We start from the raw sequence: 15167 nt of genomic DNA, 5'->3' as shown, positions 1-15167 counted from the left end.
TCGCCGGTGGTGGCCCGGATGGCTGCGGAATACGGCATCGACCTCTCCAAGGTCCCCGGGACAGGAGAGGGCGGCCGGGTCACCAAGAAGGATCTGCTGGCCTATATCGAGCGCATGAAACTCCAGCCGGTGGAAGGGCCCGCACCGGCCCGGGAGGCAGCGTTGCCGCCCTGGGAGCAGCCGGGAACCGGGGAGCTGTTCCGCCCGACGGAGGAGGTGCTTCGGACGGCCCCGGCGGCCCCGCCCGCTGCGCCTCCGCCGGCCCCGCCTCCTCCGGCCGTGCCCGCCATGCCCTACGAAGTGGTGCCGTTGACCTCGATGCGCCGGGCCATCGCCGAGCACATGGTCCGCTCCAAGCACACCGCCCCGCACGTGACGACCGTCTTCGAGGTCGATATGGGCCGGGTGATGGCCCATTATGAGGCCCACCGGGCAGCCTTCGAACGGGAGGGGGTGCGGCTGACCCTGACGCCCTACTTCGTGCTGGCGGCGGTGGCGGCCCTCAAGGCCTACCCGATCCTCAACAGCACCTGGACCGAGGAGGGGATCCGGGTCTACAAGGTCTATCACATCGGGATCGCCGTCTCCCTGGGGGAGGAAGGCCTCATCGTCCCGGTGATCAAGAACGCCGACACCTACAGCCTCATCGGGCTGGCCCGGGCGGTCAACGACCTGGCCGAGCGGGCCCGCCGACGGCAGTTGAAGCCCGACGAGGTCCAAGGGGGGACTTTCACCATCACCAACCACGGGGTTTCCGGGAGCCTCTTCGCCACGCCGATCATCCATCAACCCCAGTGCGCCATTATGGGCGTCGGCCGGGTCCACAAGCGGCCGGTGGTTCTGGAGACCCCCCAGGGGGATGTCCTGGCCATCCGCCCGATGGTCTACCTCACCCTCACCTTTGATCACCGCATCATCGACGGCGCCCAGGCGGACGCCTTCATGGGGAAGGTGAAGGCGGTCCTGGAGAACTGGGCCTGAAGGGCGCTCCATGGATCCGGTGGCACCATCTCGGAGGGGAAGGAATGGACTGGGGGGAGTGGTTGGAGCAGAGGATCCTGGAGGCCATCCGCCGGGGGGAGTTCGACAACCTGCCGGGCAAGGGGAAGCCCCTAAACCTGGAGGAGAATCCCTTCCTGGAGCCTGGTCTCGCCATCGCCTATCATCTTCTGCATCAAAACGATGCCCGGCCGGAGTGGATCGAGGCGGACCTGGCCATCCGGCGGGGGATTGAACAGGCCCGCGCGGACCTGCGGCGGACCATGGCCTGGCGGGCGGAGCGCCTGCAGGCCTTGGCCGGGCGGGAGGATCCCTCCAGCCGAGCGGAGCGGGCGTGGGTGGAGGCCGAATGGGAGCGGGCGCTGCGGGCCTTCGCCCGGCGCATCGTCGAGCTCAACGAACTGGTATTTTCCTATAATCTCAAGGTGCCTATCTTCTGGCTGCAGCGCTTTCGGTTCAACCTCCAGGAGGAAGCAGAGGCCTTGGGCGTGCCCCGGGCCGATCTCCTCCGCTTGGGCCTGATCCCCGGGGGCGCCACCCTCTCCGCGGAGCTTCCCTCGGGGCCCGAAACGGACGCTGGTGGATAGAAGATGCCAACAACAGCGCATCCATATCTCAGAAAAGAGGCTGCGCATGGCCTTGACAGAACCGACCGGGACCCCTAAAATTTGGGACAAGCGGGCCTTTGGGCCTGATGCGGAAAAGGAGAGGCGGGGCCCAGGGAACCGTGCGCCGCCTTCTTTCCATTGATGATTCCATCCCGAGGGCGGGCAGTGACCTGTGCGTGCGCGGGTTCCAAAACGCGGCGCACAGGAATCACTATCTTGCTAAAAGGAGGAGGCCATGAGGTTTCCGAAATGGTTGATGGGTCTTGCTGCGTTCAGCCTGTTGCTGGCGGCCTGCGCGGCGCCGGCGGCCACGCCCACCCCCACGAAGGTGGCGCCAGCGGCCACGCCCACCCCCACGAAGGTGGCGCCAGCGGCCACGCCCACCCCGGCGGTAAAGGGCACCATCAAGATCGCCACCCAGAGCCCGCTTTCGGGCGGCCAGGCGGCCTTGGGCGAGGGCCTCAAGAACGGCGCCCAGCTGGCCATCGAGCAGCTCAAAGGCCCCATTGAGGCGCTGGGTTTCAAGGTGGAGCTGGTGCCCTTCGATGACCAGGCCAAGCCGGATGTCGGGGTGGCCAACGCCAAGCAGTTGGTCAACGACCCGGACATCCTGGCGGTGATCGGCCACCTGAACTCGGGCGTGGCGATCCCCTCCTCGGAGACCTACAAGGACTACGACCTGGTGATGGTCTCCCCTGCCAACACCAACCCGTGCATCACCGACCGTGGCTATCTGGTGGTCAACCGGGTCTGCGGCCGGGATGACGTGCAGGGGGCGGTGGGCGCCGAGTTCGCCTTCAACGAGCTGAAGGTCAAGACCGCCTTCGTCATCCACGACAAGACGACCTACGGCCAGGGCGTCGCCGAGTTCTTCAAGAAGCGCTTCGAAGAGCTGGGCGGCAAGGTCCTGGGCTTCGAGGGCACCGAGGAGAAGGCCAACTTCGATCCCCTGATCACGGCCATCCAAGCGGTCAACCCCGGGTTGATCTACTTCGGCGGGATCTATGACCAGGCCGGGGTGTTCTTCAAGCAGGCCCGGGAGAAGGGGGTCAAGGCCACCTTCTTGGGCCCGGACGGGATGGACTCCTCGAAGCTGGCCGAGATCGCCGGGGACGCCGTGGTGGGGATGTATTACACCACGGTGGCGGCGCCGCCCACGGTCTACGAGGGGGCCAAGAAGTTCATCGCGGATTACAAGGCCAAGTTCGGAAAGGACCCGGAGCCCTTCTCGGCTCAGGCCTATGACGCCACGGCCATCGTGCTGAAGGCCATCGAGGCCGCTATCCAGGAGGCTGGTGGCCAGAAGCCGTCCCGCAAGGCCGTGGCGGAGAAGGTGCGGGCCACGAAGAACTTCCAGGGGATCACCGGGGTGATCACCTTCGACGAGCGGGGCGACCCGGTCAAGGCCAAGTATTTCGTGATCAAGGTTGTCTCTAGCAAGCCGGAGGACTGGGGCAAGAACCAGCTGGTGAAGACTCTGGAACTGGCCCCGCCGCCGTTCACGCCGGAGCTCAAAGCCAAGTGTGGAGTGAAGTGATTCGGAATGGGATGAGGCAAGCCGGTGGGGAGGGGCCGTGGCCCCTCCCCACCGCATAGGGATCCCCAAACGGGCTGGCGGCAGATGCGACGGCTGCGCGAGTCGGTTCTTTACCAGGCGGTAGCGGTCCCGTTGCTTCAGCTGATCCTCTTCGTCGTGATCAGCCTGTTGGTGATCGGATCGATCACGCTTTTCCTTGCCGTCCTCTTCAACCGCCCTGTGGCCGGTGGGATGACCCTCCTCCAGTTCGTGGTCCGCACGCTCCCCCAGGTGGCCATCGACGGACTGGTCATTGGCTTCCTCTACGCGATGATCGCCCTGGGCTACACGATGGTCTACGGGGTCCTGGAGTTCATCAACTTCGCCCATAGCGAGATCTTCATGGTCGGGGCCTTCATCGGGGTGGAGCTCATGCTGGCCCTGGCCATCCCTTCCACCGCCCCATTGACCCTGATCATGGCCGGCATCCTCTTGGCGGTGGTGGCGGGGATGGTCGGCAGTGGCCTGCTGGCGGTGGCTGTGGAGCGGATCGCCTACCGGCCGCTGCGCGGGGCGCCCCGGCTGGTGCCGCTGATCTCCGCCATCGGCGTCTCTTTCTTCCTGCAGGACGCGGTGCGGGCCATCGAGGGGTTGCTCAACAACGCCTTCTATCGGAATTATCCTTCCTTCCCGATCCTGAACGAACAGGTCCCCATCGCCACCCTCTACATCGCCGGTCAGCCGATCCCGATGCAGATCCAGGCCAAGGTGATCTTCATCATCGCCGCCTCCCTGTTGATGTTGACCGGGTTGAACTATCTGGTGAACGCTACGCGGCTGGGGCGGGCCATCCGGGCGGTGGCCCAGGATCGCCCCACGGCGGCCCTGATGGGGGTCCACGTCGATCGGATCATCATGCTGACCTTCTTGATCGGCGGGGCGCTGGGCGGGGCCACTGGGGTGCTCTTCGGGATCCGCGTCGGGCGCATCGATCCTTACGTCGGCTTCATCCCCGGGATCAAGGCTTTCACCGCGGCCGTCCTGGGTGGCATCGGGAACATCACCGGCGCCATGCTCGGCGGCATCGTCCTGGGGGTGCTGGAGGGCTTCGCCGGCGCCTACCTCTCCCAGTTCACCGGCGGGGCCTTCGGGACCGAGTATAAGGACATCTTCGCCTTCTTGATCCTGATCCTCATTCTGATGTTCCGCCCAACAGGGCTGTTGGGCGAGGCGGTGGGGCAGAAGGCGTAAGTTGCGTTCACGAGGTGGGAGATGATCGGGGCGAAAGCGAAGGCGCTGGTGGGGCGGATCCGGAACGGCCGAGAAGGAGCCCTGGCCGGGGTCCTCCTCTACATTGTCGCCGCCCTGCTCCTGATGAACTGGCTCAGCCAGCCCGGCCTGCGAGACGCCCCGTGGTATCCGCTGATCTCCGCGCTGGGCTTCGCGGCCTTCCTGGCCTCTCTCCTTTTGATCTACTACGTCTCCCTGGCTGGGGCCGTCCGGGCCTTGCTGGGCGCGGTGACCTTGTTGGTCCTGCTGCCGGTCCTGGGGGTCCGGAACACCTTCCTGCTGGAGGTGGCCACCCAGGTGGGTATCTTCGCGGCCATGGCCCTGGGTTTGAACATCGTGGTGGGGTTCGCCGGGCTATTGGACCTGGGGTATGTGGCCTTCTACGCCGTGGGGGCGTACCTGTGGGCGATCTTCGGCTCTCCCCAGGCCAACGTCGCCTTCGGGACGAACCGTTTCCCCCTGGCGCCGGAATGGTTCTTCGTCTTCCTTTTCCTGGCGGTGGGGGTGGCGGCCCTCACCGGGATCCTCCTGGGGCTGCCGGTGCTGCGCCTGCGCGGGGACTACCTGGCCATCGTGACCCTCGCCTTCGGGGAGGTGATCCGGGTCATCGTGAACAACCTGGACAAGCCCATCAACCTTACCAACGGCCCCCAGGGGATCCGGCCGATCCAGCGCCCACCGCTCTTCTTCAAGCCGTGGCTGGAGACGGTGGGGATCCGTCTGGACGAGCCGGTCCTCTACGGTCTGTATTTCTATTTCCTGGTGCTCTTGGTCATCGGCTTTGCCGTGCTGCTGACCCGCCGGCTGGAGGACTCCTGGGTGGGCCGGGCTTGGACGGCGATCCGCGAGGATGAGCTGGCCGCCCAGGTGATGGGCATCCCTCTGGTGCGCATGAAACTGGCCGCCTTCGCCACCGGAGCGTCCTTCGCAGGCGCCATGGGAATGATCTTCGCCGCCAAGCAGTATTTCATCAACCCGGAAAGCTTCACCTTCATGGAGTCCATCGGGATCCTGGTGATGGTCATCGTCGGCGGGATGGGGAGCATCCCTGGGGCCATCGTAGGGGCCACAGTGGTGACCATCCTCAACCTTCAGATCCTCAAGGGCCTCTCCCTGATGCTCAGCAAGCTCCGCCAGGCTGGCTTCGTTGTCCCGTTGATCAACTTCCCGCTGAGCCAGTGGCCCACCCAGTTGGAGCCGGCCAAATATGAGCGGCTGATCTTCGGGATCCTGTTGATCCTGATGATGATCCTGCGCCCGCAGGGGCTGATCCCCGAGCGGCGCCATCGGATGGAACTGGCCGAGGCCCTTGGCCGGGAGGAAGCCATCGCGGAGCGCCTGCCGGTGGAGGAGGAGCTCCCGCCGGTCGTGGCGGCGCCTGAGGCCAAGCCGATGCGCGATTGAGGAGGCAGGCGGTGGCTTACCTGCTGGAACTCAAGGGGGTGACCAAGCGGTTCGGGGGGTTGGTGGCGGTGAACCGGGTGGACTTCACTCTGGAGCCCGGCCGCATTGTGAGCATCATCGGCCCTAACGGGGCGGGGAAGACCACCCTCTTCAACATCATGACGGGGATCTACCGGCCGGACGAGGGGGAGATCCTCTTTGAGGGCCGCTCCCTGGTCGGGCTGCGGCCGGACCAGATCGCTGCCATGGGGATCTCCCGGACTTTCCAGAACATCCGGCTGTTTGGCAACATGACAGTGGTGGAGAATGTGCTGGTGGGGATGCACACCCGTTACCAGGCCACCCCGTTGGACATCGTCTTCCGCACGCGGCGGTATCGAGAGGAGGAGCGTCGGCTGCGGGAGGAGGCTCTGCAGTTGATCCGCTTCGTGGGCCTGCGGGCCTCCCCCGACGAACTGGCCAAGAACCTCCCCTACGGCGAGCAGCGCAAGGTGGAGATCGCCCGCGCCCTGGCCGCCAAGCCCAAACTCATCCTCCTCGACGAGCCGACGGCGGGGATGAACCCTCAGGAGACGGCGGAGACCACCCGGCTGATCCGGCGGCTGCGGGACGAGTTGGGGATCACGGTGATCCTGATCGAGCACCAGATGCGCGTGGTCATGGGCATCTCCGAGCGGGTGACGGTGCTGGACTACGGGGAGAAGATCGCGGAGGGGACGCCGGAGGAGGTGCGGCGCAATCCCCGGGTGATCGAGGCCTACCTGGGCCGCGGCGTGGCCATCGGGGCCATCCCTTGAATGGGAGGCAAGGGGGCTATGGCGGTCCTCGAACTGATCGATGTCCACACGTATTACGGGCACGTGCATGCGCTGAAGGGCATTTCGTTTCGGGTCGAGCCCGGGGAGATCGTCACCCTCATCGGCGCCAACGGCGCCGGGAAGACCACCACCCTGCGCACCATCTCCGGCCTGGTGCGGGCCCGCCACGGCCGGGTGCTGCTGGACGGCGAGGATATCACCCAACTGCCGCCCCACGAGATCGTGGCCCGGGGGGTGGGGCACGTGCCGGAGGGCCGACGGATCTTCCCCCGCCTCACCGTTTGGGAGAACCTGGAGATGGGCGCCTACACCGTCCGGGACCGGCGGGAGATCGAGCGGCGTATGGAGTTCGTGTTCTCGATCTTCCCCCGCTTGAAGGAGCGCCTCCATCAGAAGGGGGGGACCCTCTCGGGCGGGGAGCAGCAGATGCTGGCCATCGCCCGCGCCCTCATGATGAGGCCCCGCATCCTGCTTTTGGACGAGCCCTCCATGGGGCTGGCCCCGCTGCTGGTGGAGGGCATCTTCGAGGTGATCCGCCAGTTGAACCAGCAGGGCACCACCATCCTGCTGGTGGAGCAGAACGCCCATATGGCGCTCCAGGTGGCCCACCGGGGGTATGTGCTGGAGACCGGGCGCATCGTCCTGCACGGGACGGCCCGGGAGCTGGCCGACAACCCCCAGGTCCAGGCCGCCTACCTGGGGATGCATTGAAGGCTGCTGGACAAACGCCGTTTCAGGAGGAGATCCATGAGGCGCCTGCTGTGGGTGATCTGGATCGTTGCCCTGCTGGCGGCCGCGTGCCAGCCCGCGGCCACGCCGACCCCGGCACCGAGGGCAGGGGCCCAACTGCCGGACCTGAAGGGCCGGGAGTTGAAGATCGCCAGCGACACCACCTACCCGCCCTTCGAGTTCGTCGACCCCAAGACCAACGAGGTGGTCGGCTTCGACGTCGATCTGGTCAATGAAATCTGCAAGTTGCTCAACTGCAAGCCGAAGATCATCTCCACGGCCTGGGAGGGCATCTTCGCCGGTTTGGAGCAGAAGCAGTTCGACCTGGCCGCCTCGGGCATCACCATCACCGAAGAGCGCAAGCAGAAGTTCGATTTCTCCGACTCCTACCTCCGCTACGGGCAGGTGGTCCTGGTCCGTGCTGACGAGGAGCGCATCAAGGGCAAGGACGACCTCAAGGACAAGATCGTGGGGGTCCAGATCGGGACCACCAATGAGGAGACAGCCAAGACGCTGGTAGCCAACGAGGCCAAGCAGCTGAAGCGCTACGACACTTTCGACCTGGCCGTGCGGGCGTTGCTGGCCAAGGACGTGGACGCCGTGGTCATCGACAGCCCGGCAGCCGACGGCTTCATAGCCCAGAACCCCGGCCAACTGAAGATCGCCGGCCAGCCCTTCACCAGCGAGGACCTGGGCCTCTGCTTCCCCAAGGGCAGCGACTTGGTCGCCCCCTTCAATGCTGCCCTTAAGGTCCTCAAGGAGAACGGCACGCTGGAGCGGCTGTACAAGAAGTGGTTCGTTGAGTTCAAGCCCGGCCAGTGAGGGAGCCGGGGAAAGGACGCAGGGTTCCGATCAGGATGGGTCGCGGCATCCCCGCGGCCCATCCCCGTTTATAGGGGGCCGGTGGGCCCCCGGGACAACCTCGATGGAAGAGGAAGTGGAGGATGGCAGTCTCGTTGGAGACCCAAACAGTGACCCCCTCCGTCCGGCCGCCCCGGCGGGCCGGATGGGACTGGCGGTCCTGGCCGTGGTGGGCGGTGCTGCTGGGCGCCTTCGGGATGTGGACGGCCTTGGCGGTCCTCCAGTCCCCTGATTATCAGGCCACGGCCCGGTTCCTGCTGCGGGGGATCCCGGTGACCCTGCAACTCACCGTGACCGCCTACGCCATTGCCCTGGTCCTGGGCCTGATCGCCGGCCTGGGCCGGGTCTCCCGGAACGTGCTGTTCTACAACCTGAGCACCCTATATGTCGAGTTCATCCGGGGGGTCCCCTTGCTGGTGGTCCTGTTCTACGTGGCCTTCGTAGCGGCGCCGCCCCTGGGGGACGCCTTCATCGGGGCGGGTCAGGCCTGGGGGGTTCCGGCGCTGGCGGAGCTGGGCCGGCTGATCCGGAGCGAGATGGGGCGGGCGGTGACTGGGCTGGCCATCGGCTACGGGGCCTATCTGGCCGAGGTCTATCGGGCCGGCATCGAATCCATCCCCAAGGGCCAGATGGAGGCCGCCCGCAGCCTGGGGATGACCTACGGGCAGGCCATGCGCTTTGTCATCCTTCCTCAGGCCATCCGCAACATCCTCCCCCCGCTGGGGAACGACTTCATCGCCATGCTGAAGGACACCGCCCTGGCCTCGGCCATCGCCGTCCCGGAACTGATGTATGTGGGCCGTCAGCGGGCGGCCGGCACCTTCCGCTACTTCGAGGTCTACAACACCGTCGCCCTGCTCTACCTGGCCATGACCCTGCTGCTCTCCCTGCTGGTCCGGGCGATAGAACGGCGCACCGCCGTGCCCCGCTGACGGCGCTGCCTTCGATTTGGTTGTCCCGTTTGTTTTGAGCCATAATAGTTGAGGTTATTTGAGGATCTTGGATGGGCAGTTGCAGGGAGGGGGAGCGATGGTCAACTACCTGATCCGGCGTCTGTTCCAGATGATGCTGGTCATCCTCCTTTCCTCCATGGCCATCTACGCCATCATGAACCTGGCGCCCGGAGGGCCCCTCAGCGGGATCAACTTGGGGGCGGATCGCAAAAGCCGGCTGAGCGTGGAGGAGATCCGGCGGATCGAAGAGTTCCTGGGCCTGCATCGCCCACTGCACTGGCGTTACATCGTCTGGCTGTTGGGCGAGGACTGGCTGGATAAGGTCGGGCTAGAACACCTGCAGCGCACCAGTTGCCAGAGGATCCCGGAGGAGTGCGCCCGCGGGGTGATCCGCTTCGATTTCGGGGACTCCTGGCGCCTGGCGGCGGGGCAGAAGGTCATCGACCTGATCTGGTTCCGGCTCCCCAACACCTTGTTGCTGATGACCTCGGCGACGCTCCTCTCCCTGGTGGTGGCCATCCCTATCGGGATCTACTCGGCGGTCCGACAGTATTCCATGCTGGATTACGCGGCCACGGCCTTCGCCTTCTTCGGGACGGCGATGCCGGTCTTCTGGTTCGGTCTGATGACGATCTTCCTCGTCAGCGGGCCGCGCTCCCCATGGCATCAGGTCCTGGGGTTGCCGTATCTGCCCACGGGCAACACCTTCAGCCTGCGCCCGCCACCGCCGGGGAGCCTCCTCTACGTGTTGGGGGCCACGCCGGGCTCGGCCCTCGACCGGGCGGTGCACCTGATCCTGCCCACGTTGGTGCTGAGCCTGCTTTACATGGCCGGCTGGAGCCGCTACACCCGCTCCTCGATGCTGGAGGTGCTGCGCCAGGATTACGTGCGCACCGCCCGGGCCAAGGGGCTGGTGGAACGGCTGGTGATCATGAAGCACGCCCTGCGCAACGCCCTGATCCCCATCGTGACCATCCTCACCCTGGAGATCCCGGGCATCTTCAGCGGGGCGGTGATCACCGAGACGGTCTTCAACTACAAGGGCATGGGCCGCCTGTATTACGACGCCCTGCAGGCGGATGACTGGCCCGTGGTGATGGCCCTGTTGTTCATCACCGCGTTGCTGGTGGTGTTCGCCAACCTTCTGGCCGATATCCTATATACGATCGTCGACCCGCGGATCCGGCTGGAGTGAAGGAGGCGCTGATGGCGACGGCGGAGCTCCGGGCGGAAGCCCTCCTCACCGTTCGCGAGGAGCGTTACCTCCAGATCGTCTGGCGGCGGTTCCGCCGCCACCGGGTGGCCTTGGCCGGGGCGGCGGTCCTCCTCTTTTTCATCTTCATCGCCATCGCCGCCCCATGGATCGCCCCCTATGATCCCTACGTCCAGAACCTGGAACGGAAGAACGCGGCCCCATCCCCCGCCCACTGGCTGGGGACGGATGAACTGGGCCGGGACGTGCTCTCCCGGCTGATGCACGCCGCCCGCATCTCCCTGACGGTGGCCTTCGTGGTGGTCCTGATCAGCCAGACCGCGGGGGCCCTCATCGGTGCCATCTCGGGCTACTTCGGGGGGTGGGTGGACAACCTGATCCAGCGGGTGGTGGACTTCATGCTGACCCTTCCGCTGCTTCCCCTCCTGTTGACCATCTCAGCCCTGCTCAGCGATGTCACCATCCCAGGTCTGAGCCGGGAGTGGAGCAGTGTGGTCCTCATCATCTTTGTGCTGAGCGCCTTCGGCTGGATGGGCACCGCCCGCCTGGTGCGGGGGGTGGTCCTCTCGCTGCGAGAGCAGGCCTTCACGGAGGCCGCCCGGGCCCTGGGGATGTCGGACCTTCAGATCGTGGTCCGCCACATGATCCCCAATGCCATGGCCCCGATCATCGTGAGCGCGACTCTGGCCCTGGGGACGGTGATCATCCTTGAGGCGGCCCTCAGCTTCCTCGGGTTCGGGGTCCAGCCGCCCGTGCCCACCTGGGGCAACATGCTCAACAACGCCCAAGCGGATATGTGGACCCAGCCCTTCAAGGCCATTGTCCCCGGCTTCTGCATCTTCCTGACCTCGCTGTCCTTCAATTTCGTAGGGGATGGCCTGCGGGACGCCTTGGATCCGCGTCTGAAACGGTAGGCTGTCAATAGAGGACAACCAGGAAGGGGCTTCCTGTTGGGACGGTTAACCTGATCCGGAGGTGGGACCGTTGGAGCGCCGGAACGATCACGAGATCCTGCTGGACGTCCGGGATCTGCGCACCTATTTCTTCACCGAGGACGGCGTGGTGAAGGCGGTGGACAGGGTCAGTTTCCAGGTGCGGCGTGGGGAGGTGTTGGGCTTGGTCGGCGAATCTGGATGCGGCAAGAGCGTGACCTCCCTCTCCATCATGCGCCTGATCGCGCCGCCGGGCCGGATCCTGAGCGGGGAGGTGCTCTTCGACGGGGTCGATCTGTTAAGGCTCCCCGAGCCGGAGATGGTGCGGTTGCGGGGCAGCCGGATCTCCATGATCTTCCAGCAGCCGGTGAGTTGTCTCAACCCGGTCTTCAAGGTCGGCGATCAGATCGCCGAGGTCTTCCAGGCCCACGAGGGTCTGAGCCGGGCCGAGGGATGGCGCCGGGCCATCGATCTCCTGCGCATGGTGGGGATCCCCGATCCGGAGCGTCGGGCCCATTCGTATCCCCATGAGCTCTCCGGGGGCATGGCGCAGCGGGTGATGATCGCGATGGCCCTGGCCCTGGGCCCTGAGTTGTTGATCGCCGACGAGCCCACCACCGCCATGGACGTGACCATCCAGGCGCAGATCCTGGACCTGATGCGGGGGCTCCAGCGGCGGCTGAACACTTCCATCATCCTGATCACCCACGACATGGGGATCGTGGCCGAGATGTGCGACCGGGTGGCGGTGATGTATGCTGGGCAGATTGTCGAGGAGGCCGATATGCGCACCCTCTTCGCCAACCCCCAGCACCCCTACACCCGGGGGCTGCTGGGCTCCATCCCGGTGATGGGGGTGGTGAAACCGCGGCTGGAGACCATCCCAGGGACGGTGCCCAACCTGATCGACCTGCCGCCGGGGTGCCGCTTCGCCCCGCGCTGCCGCGCCCGGCTCGAGAACCAGGCCCGGCTGGGGAACCGGTGCCTGGAGGAAAACCCGCCGCTGTTCCGCACCGAGCCCGGCCACTCGGTCCGTTGCTGGCTCTACGCGTGATCCTCTTCGATGAGGAGCCGCCCATGGCCCTGACCAAGATGCAACCGCAGACCGTGACGGCGACGGCCGCCGACCGCGATCTTGTGGTGGTCCGCGACCTGAAGAAATATTTCCCGGTGCGGCGGGGGCTGCTGCAACGGGTGGTGGCCTGGGTCAAGGCCGTCGACGGAGTGAGCTTCACGATCCGAAGGGGGGAGACCCTGGGGCTGGTGGGGGAGTCCGGATGCGGGAAGACCACCGTGGGTCGCACCATCCTGCGCCTGATCGAGCCTACCGCCGGCGAGGTCTACTTCGAGGGCCGCAACCTCCTCGCCCTCTCCAAAGCCGAACTGAAGGCCTTGCGTCGGGAGATGCAGATCATCTTCCAGGATCCTTACTCCTCCCTGGATCCACGGATGCCGGTCGGGGCCAGCATCGCCGAGGGGCTGGCCGTGCACGGCATCGGGACGCCCAAAGAGCGCCAGGCGATGGTCATCGACCTGCTGCGCAAGGTCGGGCTGGAGGACTACCACGCCCGGCGTTATCCGCACGAGTTCTCCGGGGGCCAGCGCCAGCGCATCGTCATCGCGCGGGCCCTGGCCCTGCGGCCTAAGTTCATCGTCTGCGACGAGCCGATCTCCGCCCTCGACGTCTCCATCCAGGCCCAGATCATCAACCTGCTCAAGGAACTGCAGGAGGAGTTCGGGCTGACGTATCTCTTCATCGCCCACAACCTCAGCGTGATCGAGCACGTGAGCGACCGCGTGGCGGTGATGTATCTGGGCAAGATCGTGGAGCTGACCTCCCGGGAGGAGCTTTACCGCAACCCGCTCCATCCCTACACCCAGGCCCTCCTCTCTGCTGTCCCCATCCCCGATCCCACACTCAAACGGGAGCGGATCATTCTCAAGGGCGATGTCCCCAGCCCCTTAAATCCTCCCTCGGGCTGTCGGTTCCACCCGCGTTGCCCGGTGGCCATGGCCCACTGCGCCCGTGAGGAACCGCCCCTCGTTAACGTGGGCGCCCCCGGGCGAGAGCATTGGGTGGCTTGCTGGCGGGTGATGTGAACGCCCGTGATCCCTCAAGGGATCTGAAACTCCAGGACGGATCGCCCCGAGGGATCCTCCAGGATCCCCCGCTCGCCGCGCTGCCAGACCGGGGCCTCCCGTCCCCAATAGAGGTCGGTCGCCGTGTTCTCCCCGGCCCGGGTGTGCAGCGTCACCGTGCTGCCCGCCCAGAGGGTCAGCGCCGGGAAGACAAACACGTGACCGGCTTCATCCCGGAGGCGCCACCCGGCCAGGCTGAGGGTGTCCCCCTCGTTGGCCAGGACCAGGGCCTCTTGAAGGAGATCGCCCGGCGCCCGCGCCTGCACCAGGCGCAGGCGAACGGGGGTCGGCGTGGGGGGCGCTGGGCTCCCCGCCGGGATCCAGAGGGCCTGCCCCGGATAGATCACCGCCTCCGGCGACAGCCCGTTGGCTTGGAGCAGCTCCTCCAGAGACACGTCGAAGCGGGCGGCGATGGCCGACAGTGTGTCCCCGGGTTGCACCGTGTAGGTGAAAGGTGTGCGCGGCGTTGGGGTCGGCGGCGGGGGAGCGGTCGGCCGAGGCGTCGGCCGTGAGGGAAGGGGGCGCAGGCGATCCCATGCCCACATCCCCAGGATCAACGCGGCCAGGGCGGCTAGGGCGTTCAACCCCACCCCCCAGCCCCACCCATGGGTCTCGCTCCGCCCACGATGTTCCGCGCTTCCCATGGCGGCTTCCCCTGGGGAATGGTGCGCATGGGCACAGCCCCAACCGTCTCTACATTATAATTGAAAGGAACCGGAAGGAGTGTCCGAGGGATGATGTCGAACGCGTGGCGCTCGCTCCGGGAGGGATTGGCCCGAACCCGCCAGGCGGCCTTCGGGCGGATCGCTCAGTTGTTGGGGGCGACGGAGATCCAGGAGTCCCTGTGGGAGGAACTGGAGGCCGCCCTCCTGCAGGCCGATGTAGGGGTTGCGGTGACGGAGGCCCTCCTCGCCCGCCTGCGGGAGCAGGTCCGCCGGGAGGGGATCACCCGTGCTGCGATCTTGCGGGAGCGGCTCCAGGCCGAGTTGCGGGCCCTCCTGGGCGATCCCCCGCCGTTGAACCTGGGGCGGCATCCTTTGGAGGTGGTGCTGGTGGTGGGGGTCAACGGCTCCGGCAAGACGACGACCGCCGCCAAGTTGGCCCATCGCTTCCAGCAAGAGGGGCGCCGGGTGCTGCTGGCCGCCGCCGATACCTTTCGGGCCGCCGCCGGGGAGCAACTGGAGATCTGGGCGGAGCGGGCGGGGGTGCCCTGCATCGGCGGGCAGCCGGGGGCCGATCCCGGGGCCGTGCTCTTCGACGCCCTGCAGGCCGCCCGGGCCCGCGGCTATGATCTGGTCGTGGCCGACACCGCCGGCCGCCTGCACACCAAATACAACCTGATGCAGGAACTGCGCAAGATCCGCAACGTGGCCGCCAAGGTGGTCCCGGAGGCCCCCCATGAGGTCTGGCTGGTGCTGGATGCGACCACCGGCCAGAACGCCCTCCCCCAGGCCCGGGAGTTCCACCGGGCCGTGGGGGTCACCGGGCTCATCCTCACCAAACTGGATGGGACGGCCAAGGGCGGGGCGTTGTTCGCCATCGCCCGCGAGATGGGCCTGCCGGTGCGGTTCGTCGGGGTGGGCGAGGGGCTGGAGGACTTGCTGCCCTTCGACCCGACGGCGTTTGTGGAAGGGCTCTTCATGGACGCGGCGTCGGCGGCCACCTGAGGTGGGGAGGCCGGGCTTCGGGCGAGGAGCGCCAGCGA

15 protein-coding genes are annotated in these 15167 nt (G+C 66.5%); 14 read left to right on the top strand and 1 reads right to left on the bottom strand.

Going from position 1 to position 15167, the window contains the following annotated elements:
• The 13 genes from C4313_RS00510 to C4313_RS00450 form a co-directional block, all read left to right on the top strand.
• Positions 1-981, top strand: a 981-nt coding sequence (locus C4313_RS00510) for a dihydrolipoamide acetyltransferase family protein (protein WP_352427916.1), incomplete at its 5' end; no start/stop codon positions are given.
• Positions 982-1025: 44 nt separating this feature from the next.
• On the top strand, positions 1026-1586 hold the full coding sequence (locus C4313_RS00505; RefSeq protein ID WP_352427915.1) for a DnaJ family domain-containing protein: 561 nt from the start codon (positions 1026-1028) through the stop codon (positions 1584-1586).
• Positions 1587-1842: 256 nt separating this feature from the next.
• A complete protein-coding gene (locus C4313_RS00500) occupies positions 1843-3144 on the top strand; it encodes a branched-chain amino acid ABC transporter substrate-binding protein (protein WP_352427914.1) in 1302 nt (433 codons plus the stop codon).
• Positions 3145-3375: 231 nt separating this feature from the next.
• Positions 3376-4374, top strand: coding sequence for a branched-chain amino acid ABC transporter permease (locus C4313_RS00495; RefSeq protein WP_503012431.1), 999 nt, complete (start codon positions 3376-3378; stop codon positions 4372-4374).
• Between the two features lie 21 nt (positions 4375-4395).
• Entirely contained in the window at positions 4396-5817 is a 1422-nt protein-coding gene (locus tag C4313_RS00490; RefSeq protein WP_503012430.1) for an ABC transporter permease subunit, read from the top strand.
• Positions 5818-5828: 11 nt separating this feature from the next.
• Positions 5829-6614, top strand: coding sequence for an ABC transporter ATP-binding protein (locus C4313_RS00485; RefSeq protein ID WP_352427912.1), 786 nt, complete (start codon positions 5829-5831; stop codon positions 6612-6614).
• A gap of 18 nt (positions 6615-6632) precedes the next feature.
• Positions 6633-7346, top strand: a complete 714-nt coding sequence (locus tag C4313_RS00480) for an ABC transporter ATP-binding protein (RefSeq protein ID WP_352427911.1) — start codon at positions 6633-6635, stop codon at positions 7344-7346.
• A 36-nt stretch (positions 7347-7382) separates the two neighbouring features.
• Entirely contained in the window at positions 7383-8186 is an 804-nt protein-coding gene (locus tag C4313_RS00475) for a basic amino acid ABC transporter substrate-binding protein (RefSeq protein WP_352427910.1), read from the top strand.
• A 122-nt stretch (positions 8187-8308) separates the two neighbouring features.
• Positions 8309-9157 carry an amino acid ABC transporter permease gene (locus C4313_RS00470; RefSeq protein ID WP_352427909.1) on the top strand — a complete coding sequence of 283 codons (849 nt, stop codon included), beginning with the start codon at positions 8309-8311 and terminating at the stop codon, positions 9155-9157.
• Positions 9158-9254: 97 nt separating this feature from the next.
• A complete protein-coding gene (locus C4313_RS00465) occupies positions 9255-10373 on the top strand; it encodes an ABC transporter permease (RefSeq protein ID WP_352427908.1) in 1119 nt (372 codons plus the stop codon).
• 11 nt (positions 10374-10384) lie between these two features.
• Entirely contained in the window at positions 10385-11305 is a 921-nt protein-coding gene (gene opp4C, locus C4313_RS00460) for an oligopeptide ABC transporter permease (protein WP_352427907.1), read from the top strand.
• A gap of 70 nt (positions 11306-11375) precedes the next feature.
• Positions 11376-12377 (top strand): ABC transporter ATP-binding protein, encoded by a 1002-nt coding sequence (locus C4313_RS00455; RefSeq protein ID WP_352427906.1) that lies wholly within the window; start codon positions 11376-11378, stop codon positions 12375-12377.
• A 23-nt stretch (positions 12378-12400) separates the two neighbouring features.
• Positions 12401-13423: an ABC transporter ATP-binding protein gene (locus C4313_RS00450; RefSeq protein WP_352427905.1), complete on the top strand. Its 1023-nt coding sequence runs from the start codon at positions 12401-12403 to the stop codon at positions 13421-13423.
• A 14-nt stretch (positions 13424-13437) separates the two neighbouring features.
• Here C4313_RS00450 and C4313_RS00445 read toward each other — a convergent pair whose 3' ends face one another.
• A complete protein-coding gene (locus C4313_RS00445) occupies positions 13438-14106 on the bottom strand; it encodes a LysM peptidoglycan-binding domain-containing protein (RefSeq protein WP_352427904.1) in 669 nt (222 codons plus the stop codon).
• A 93-nt stretch (positions 14107-14199) separates the two neighbouring features.
• Between C4313_RS00445 and ftsY the strand changes: the two genes are divergently transcribed.
• Positions 14200-15129, top strand: a complete 930-nt coding sequence (gene ftsY / locus C4313_RS00440; RefSeq protein ID WP_352427903.1) for a signal recognition particle-docking protein FtsY — start codon at positions 14200-14202, stop codon at positions 15127-15129.
• Positions 15130-15167 lie beyond the last annotated feature (38 nt).

This window comes from Thermoflexus sp., assembly GCF_040289485.1.
In the GTDB taxonomy this organism is placed as follows: domain Bacteria; phylum Chloroflexota; class Anaerolineae; order Thermoflexales; family Thermoflexaceae; genus Thermoflexus.
This window is presented reverse-complemented; position numbering and strand designations above follow the sequence as displayed.

Bases quoted from the DNA above. Each gene is read 5' to 3' on its own strand.
- C4313_RS00505 (WP_352427915.1), top strand. From the start codon at position 1,026: ATGGACTGGGGGGAGTGGTTGGAGCAGAGGATCCTGGAGGCCATCCGC.
- C4313_RS00500 (WP_352427914.1), top strand. From the start codon at position 1,843: ATGAGGTTTCCGAAATGGTTGATGGGTCTTGCTGCGTTCAGCCTGTTG.
- C4313_RS00495 (WP_503012431.1), top strand. From the start codon at position 3,376: ATGACCCTCCTCCAGTTCGTGGTCCGCACGCTCCCCCAGGTGGCCATC.
- C4313_RS00490 (WP_503012430.1), top strand. From the start codon at position 4,396: ATGATCGGGGCGAAAGCGAAGGCGCTGGTGGGGCGGATCCGGAACGGC.
- C4313_RS00480 (WP_352427911.1), top strand. From the start codon at position 6,633: ATGGCGGTCCTCGAACTGATCGATGTCCACACGTATTACGGGCACGTG.
- C4313_RS00475 (WP_352427910.1), top strand. From the start codon at position 7,383: ATGAGGCGCCTGCTGTGGGTGATCTGGATCGTTGCCCTGCTGGCGGCC.
- C4313_RS00470 (WP_352427909.1), top strand. From the start codon at position 8,309: ATGGCAGTCTCGTTGGAGACCCAAACAGTGACCCCCTCCGTCCGGCCG.
- C4313_RS00465 (WP_352427908.1), top strand. From the start codon at position 9,255: ATGGTCAACTACCTGATCCGGCGTCTGTTCCAGATGATGCTGGTCATC.
- opp4C (WP_352427907.1), top strand. From the start codon at position 10,385: ATGGCGACGGCGGAGCTCCGGGCGGAAGCCCTCCTCACCGTTCGCGAG.
- C4313_RS00450 (WP_352427905.1), top strand. From the start codon at position 12,401: ATGGCCCTGACCAAGATGCAACCGCAGACCGTGACGGCGACGGCCGCC.
- C4313_RS00445 (WP_352427904.1), bottom strand. From the start codon at position 14,106: ATGGGAAGCGCGGAACATCGTGGGCGGAGCGAGACCCATGGGTGGGGC.
- ftsY (WP_352427903.1), top strand. From the start codon at position 14,200: ATGTCGAACGCGTGGCGCTCGCTCCGGGAGGGATTGGCCCGAACCCGC.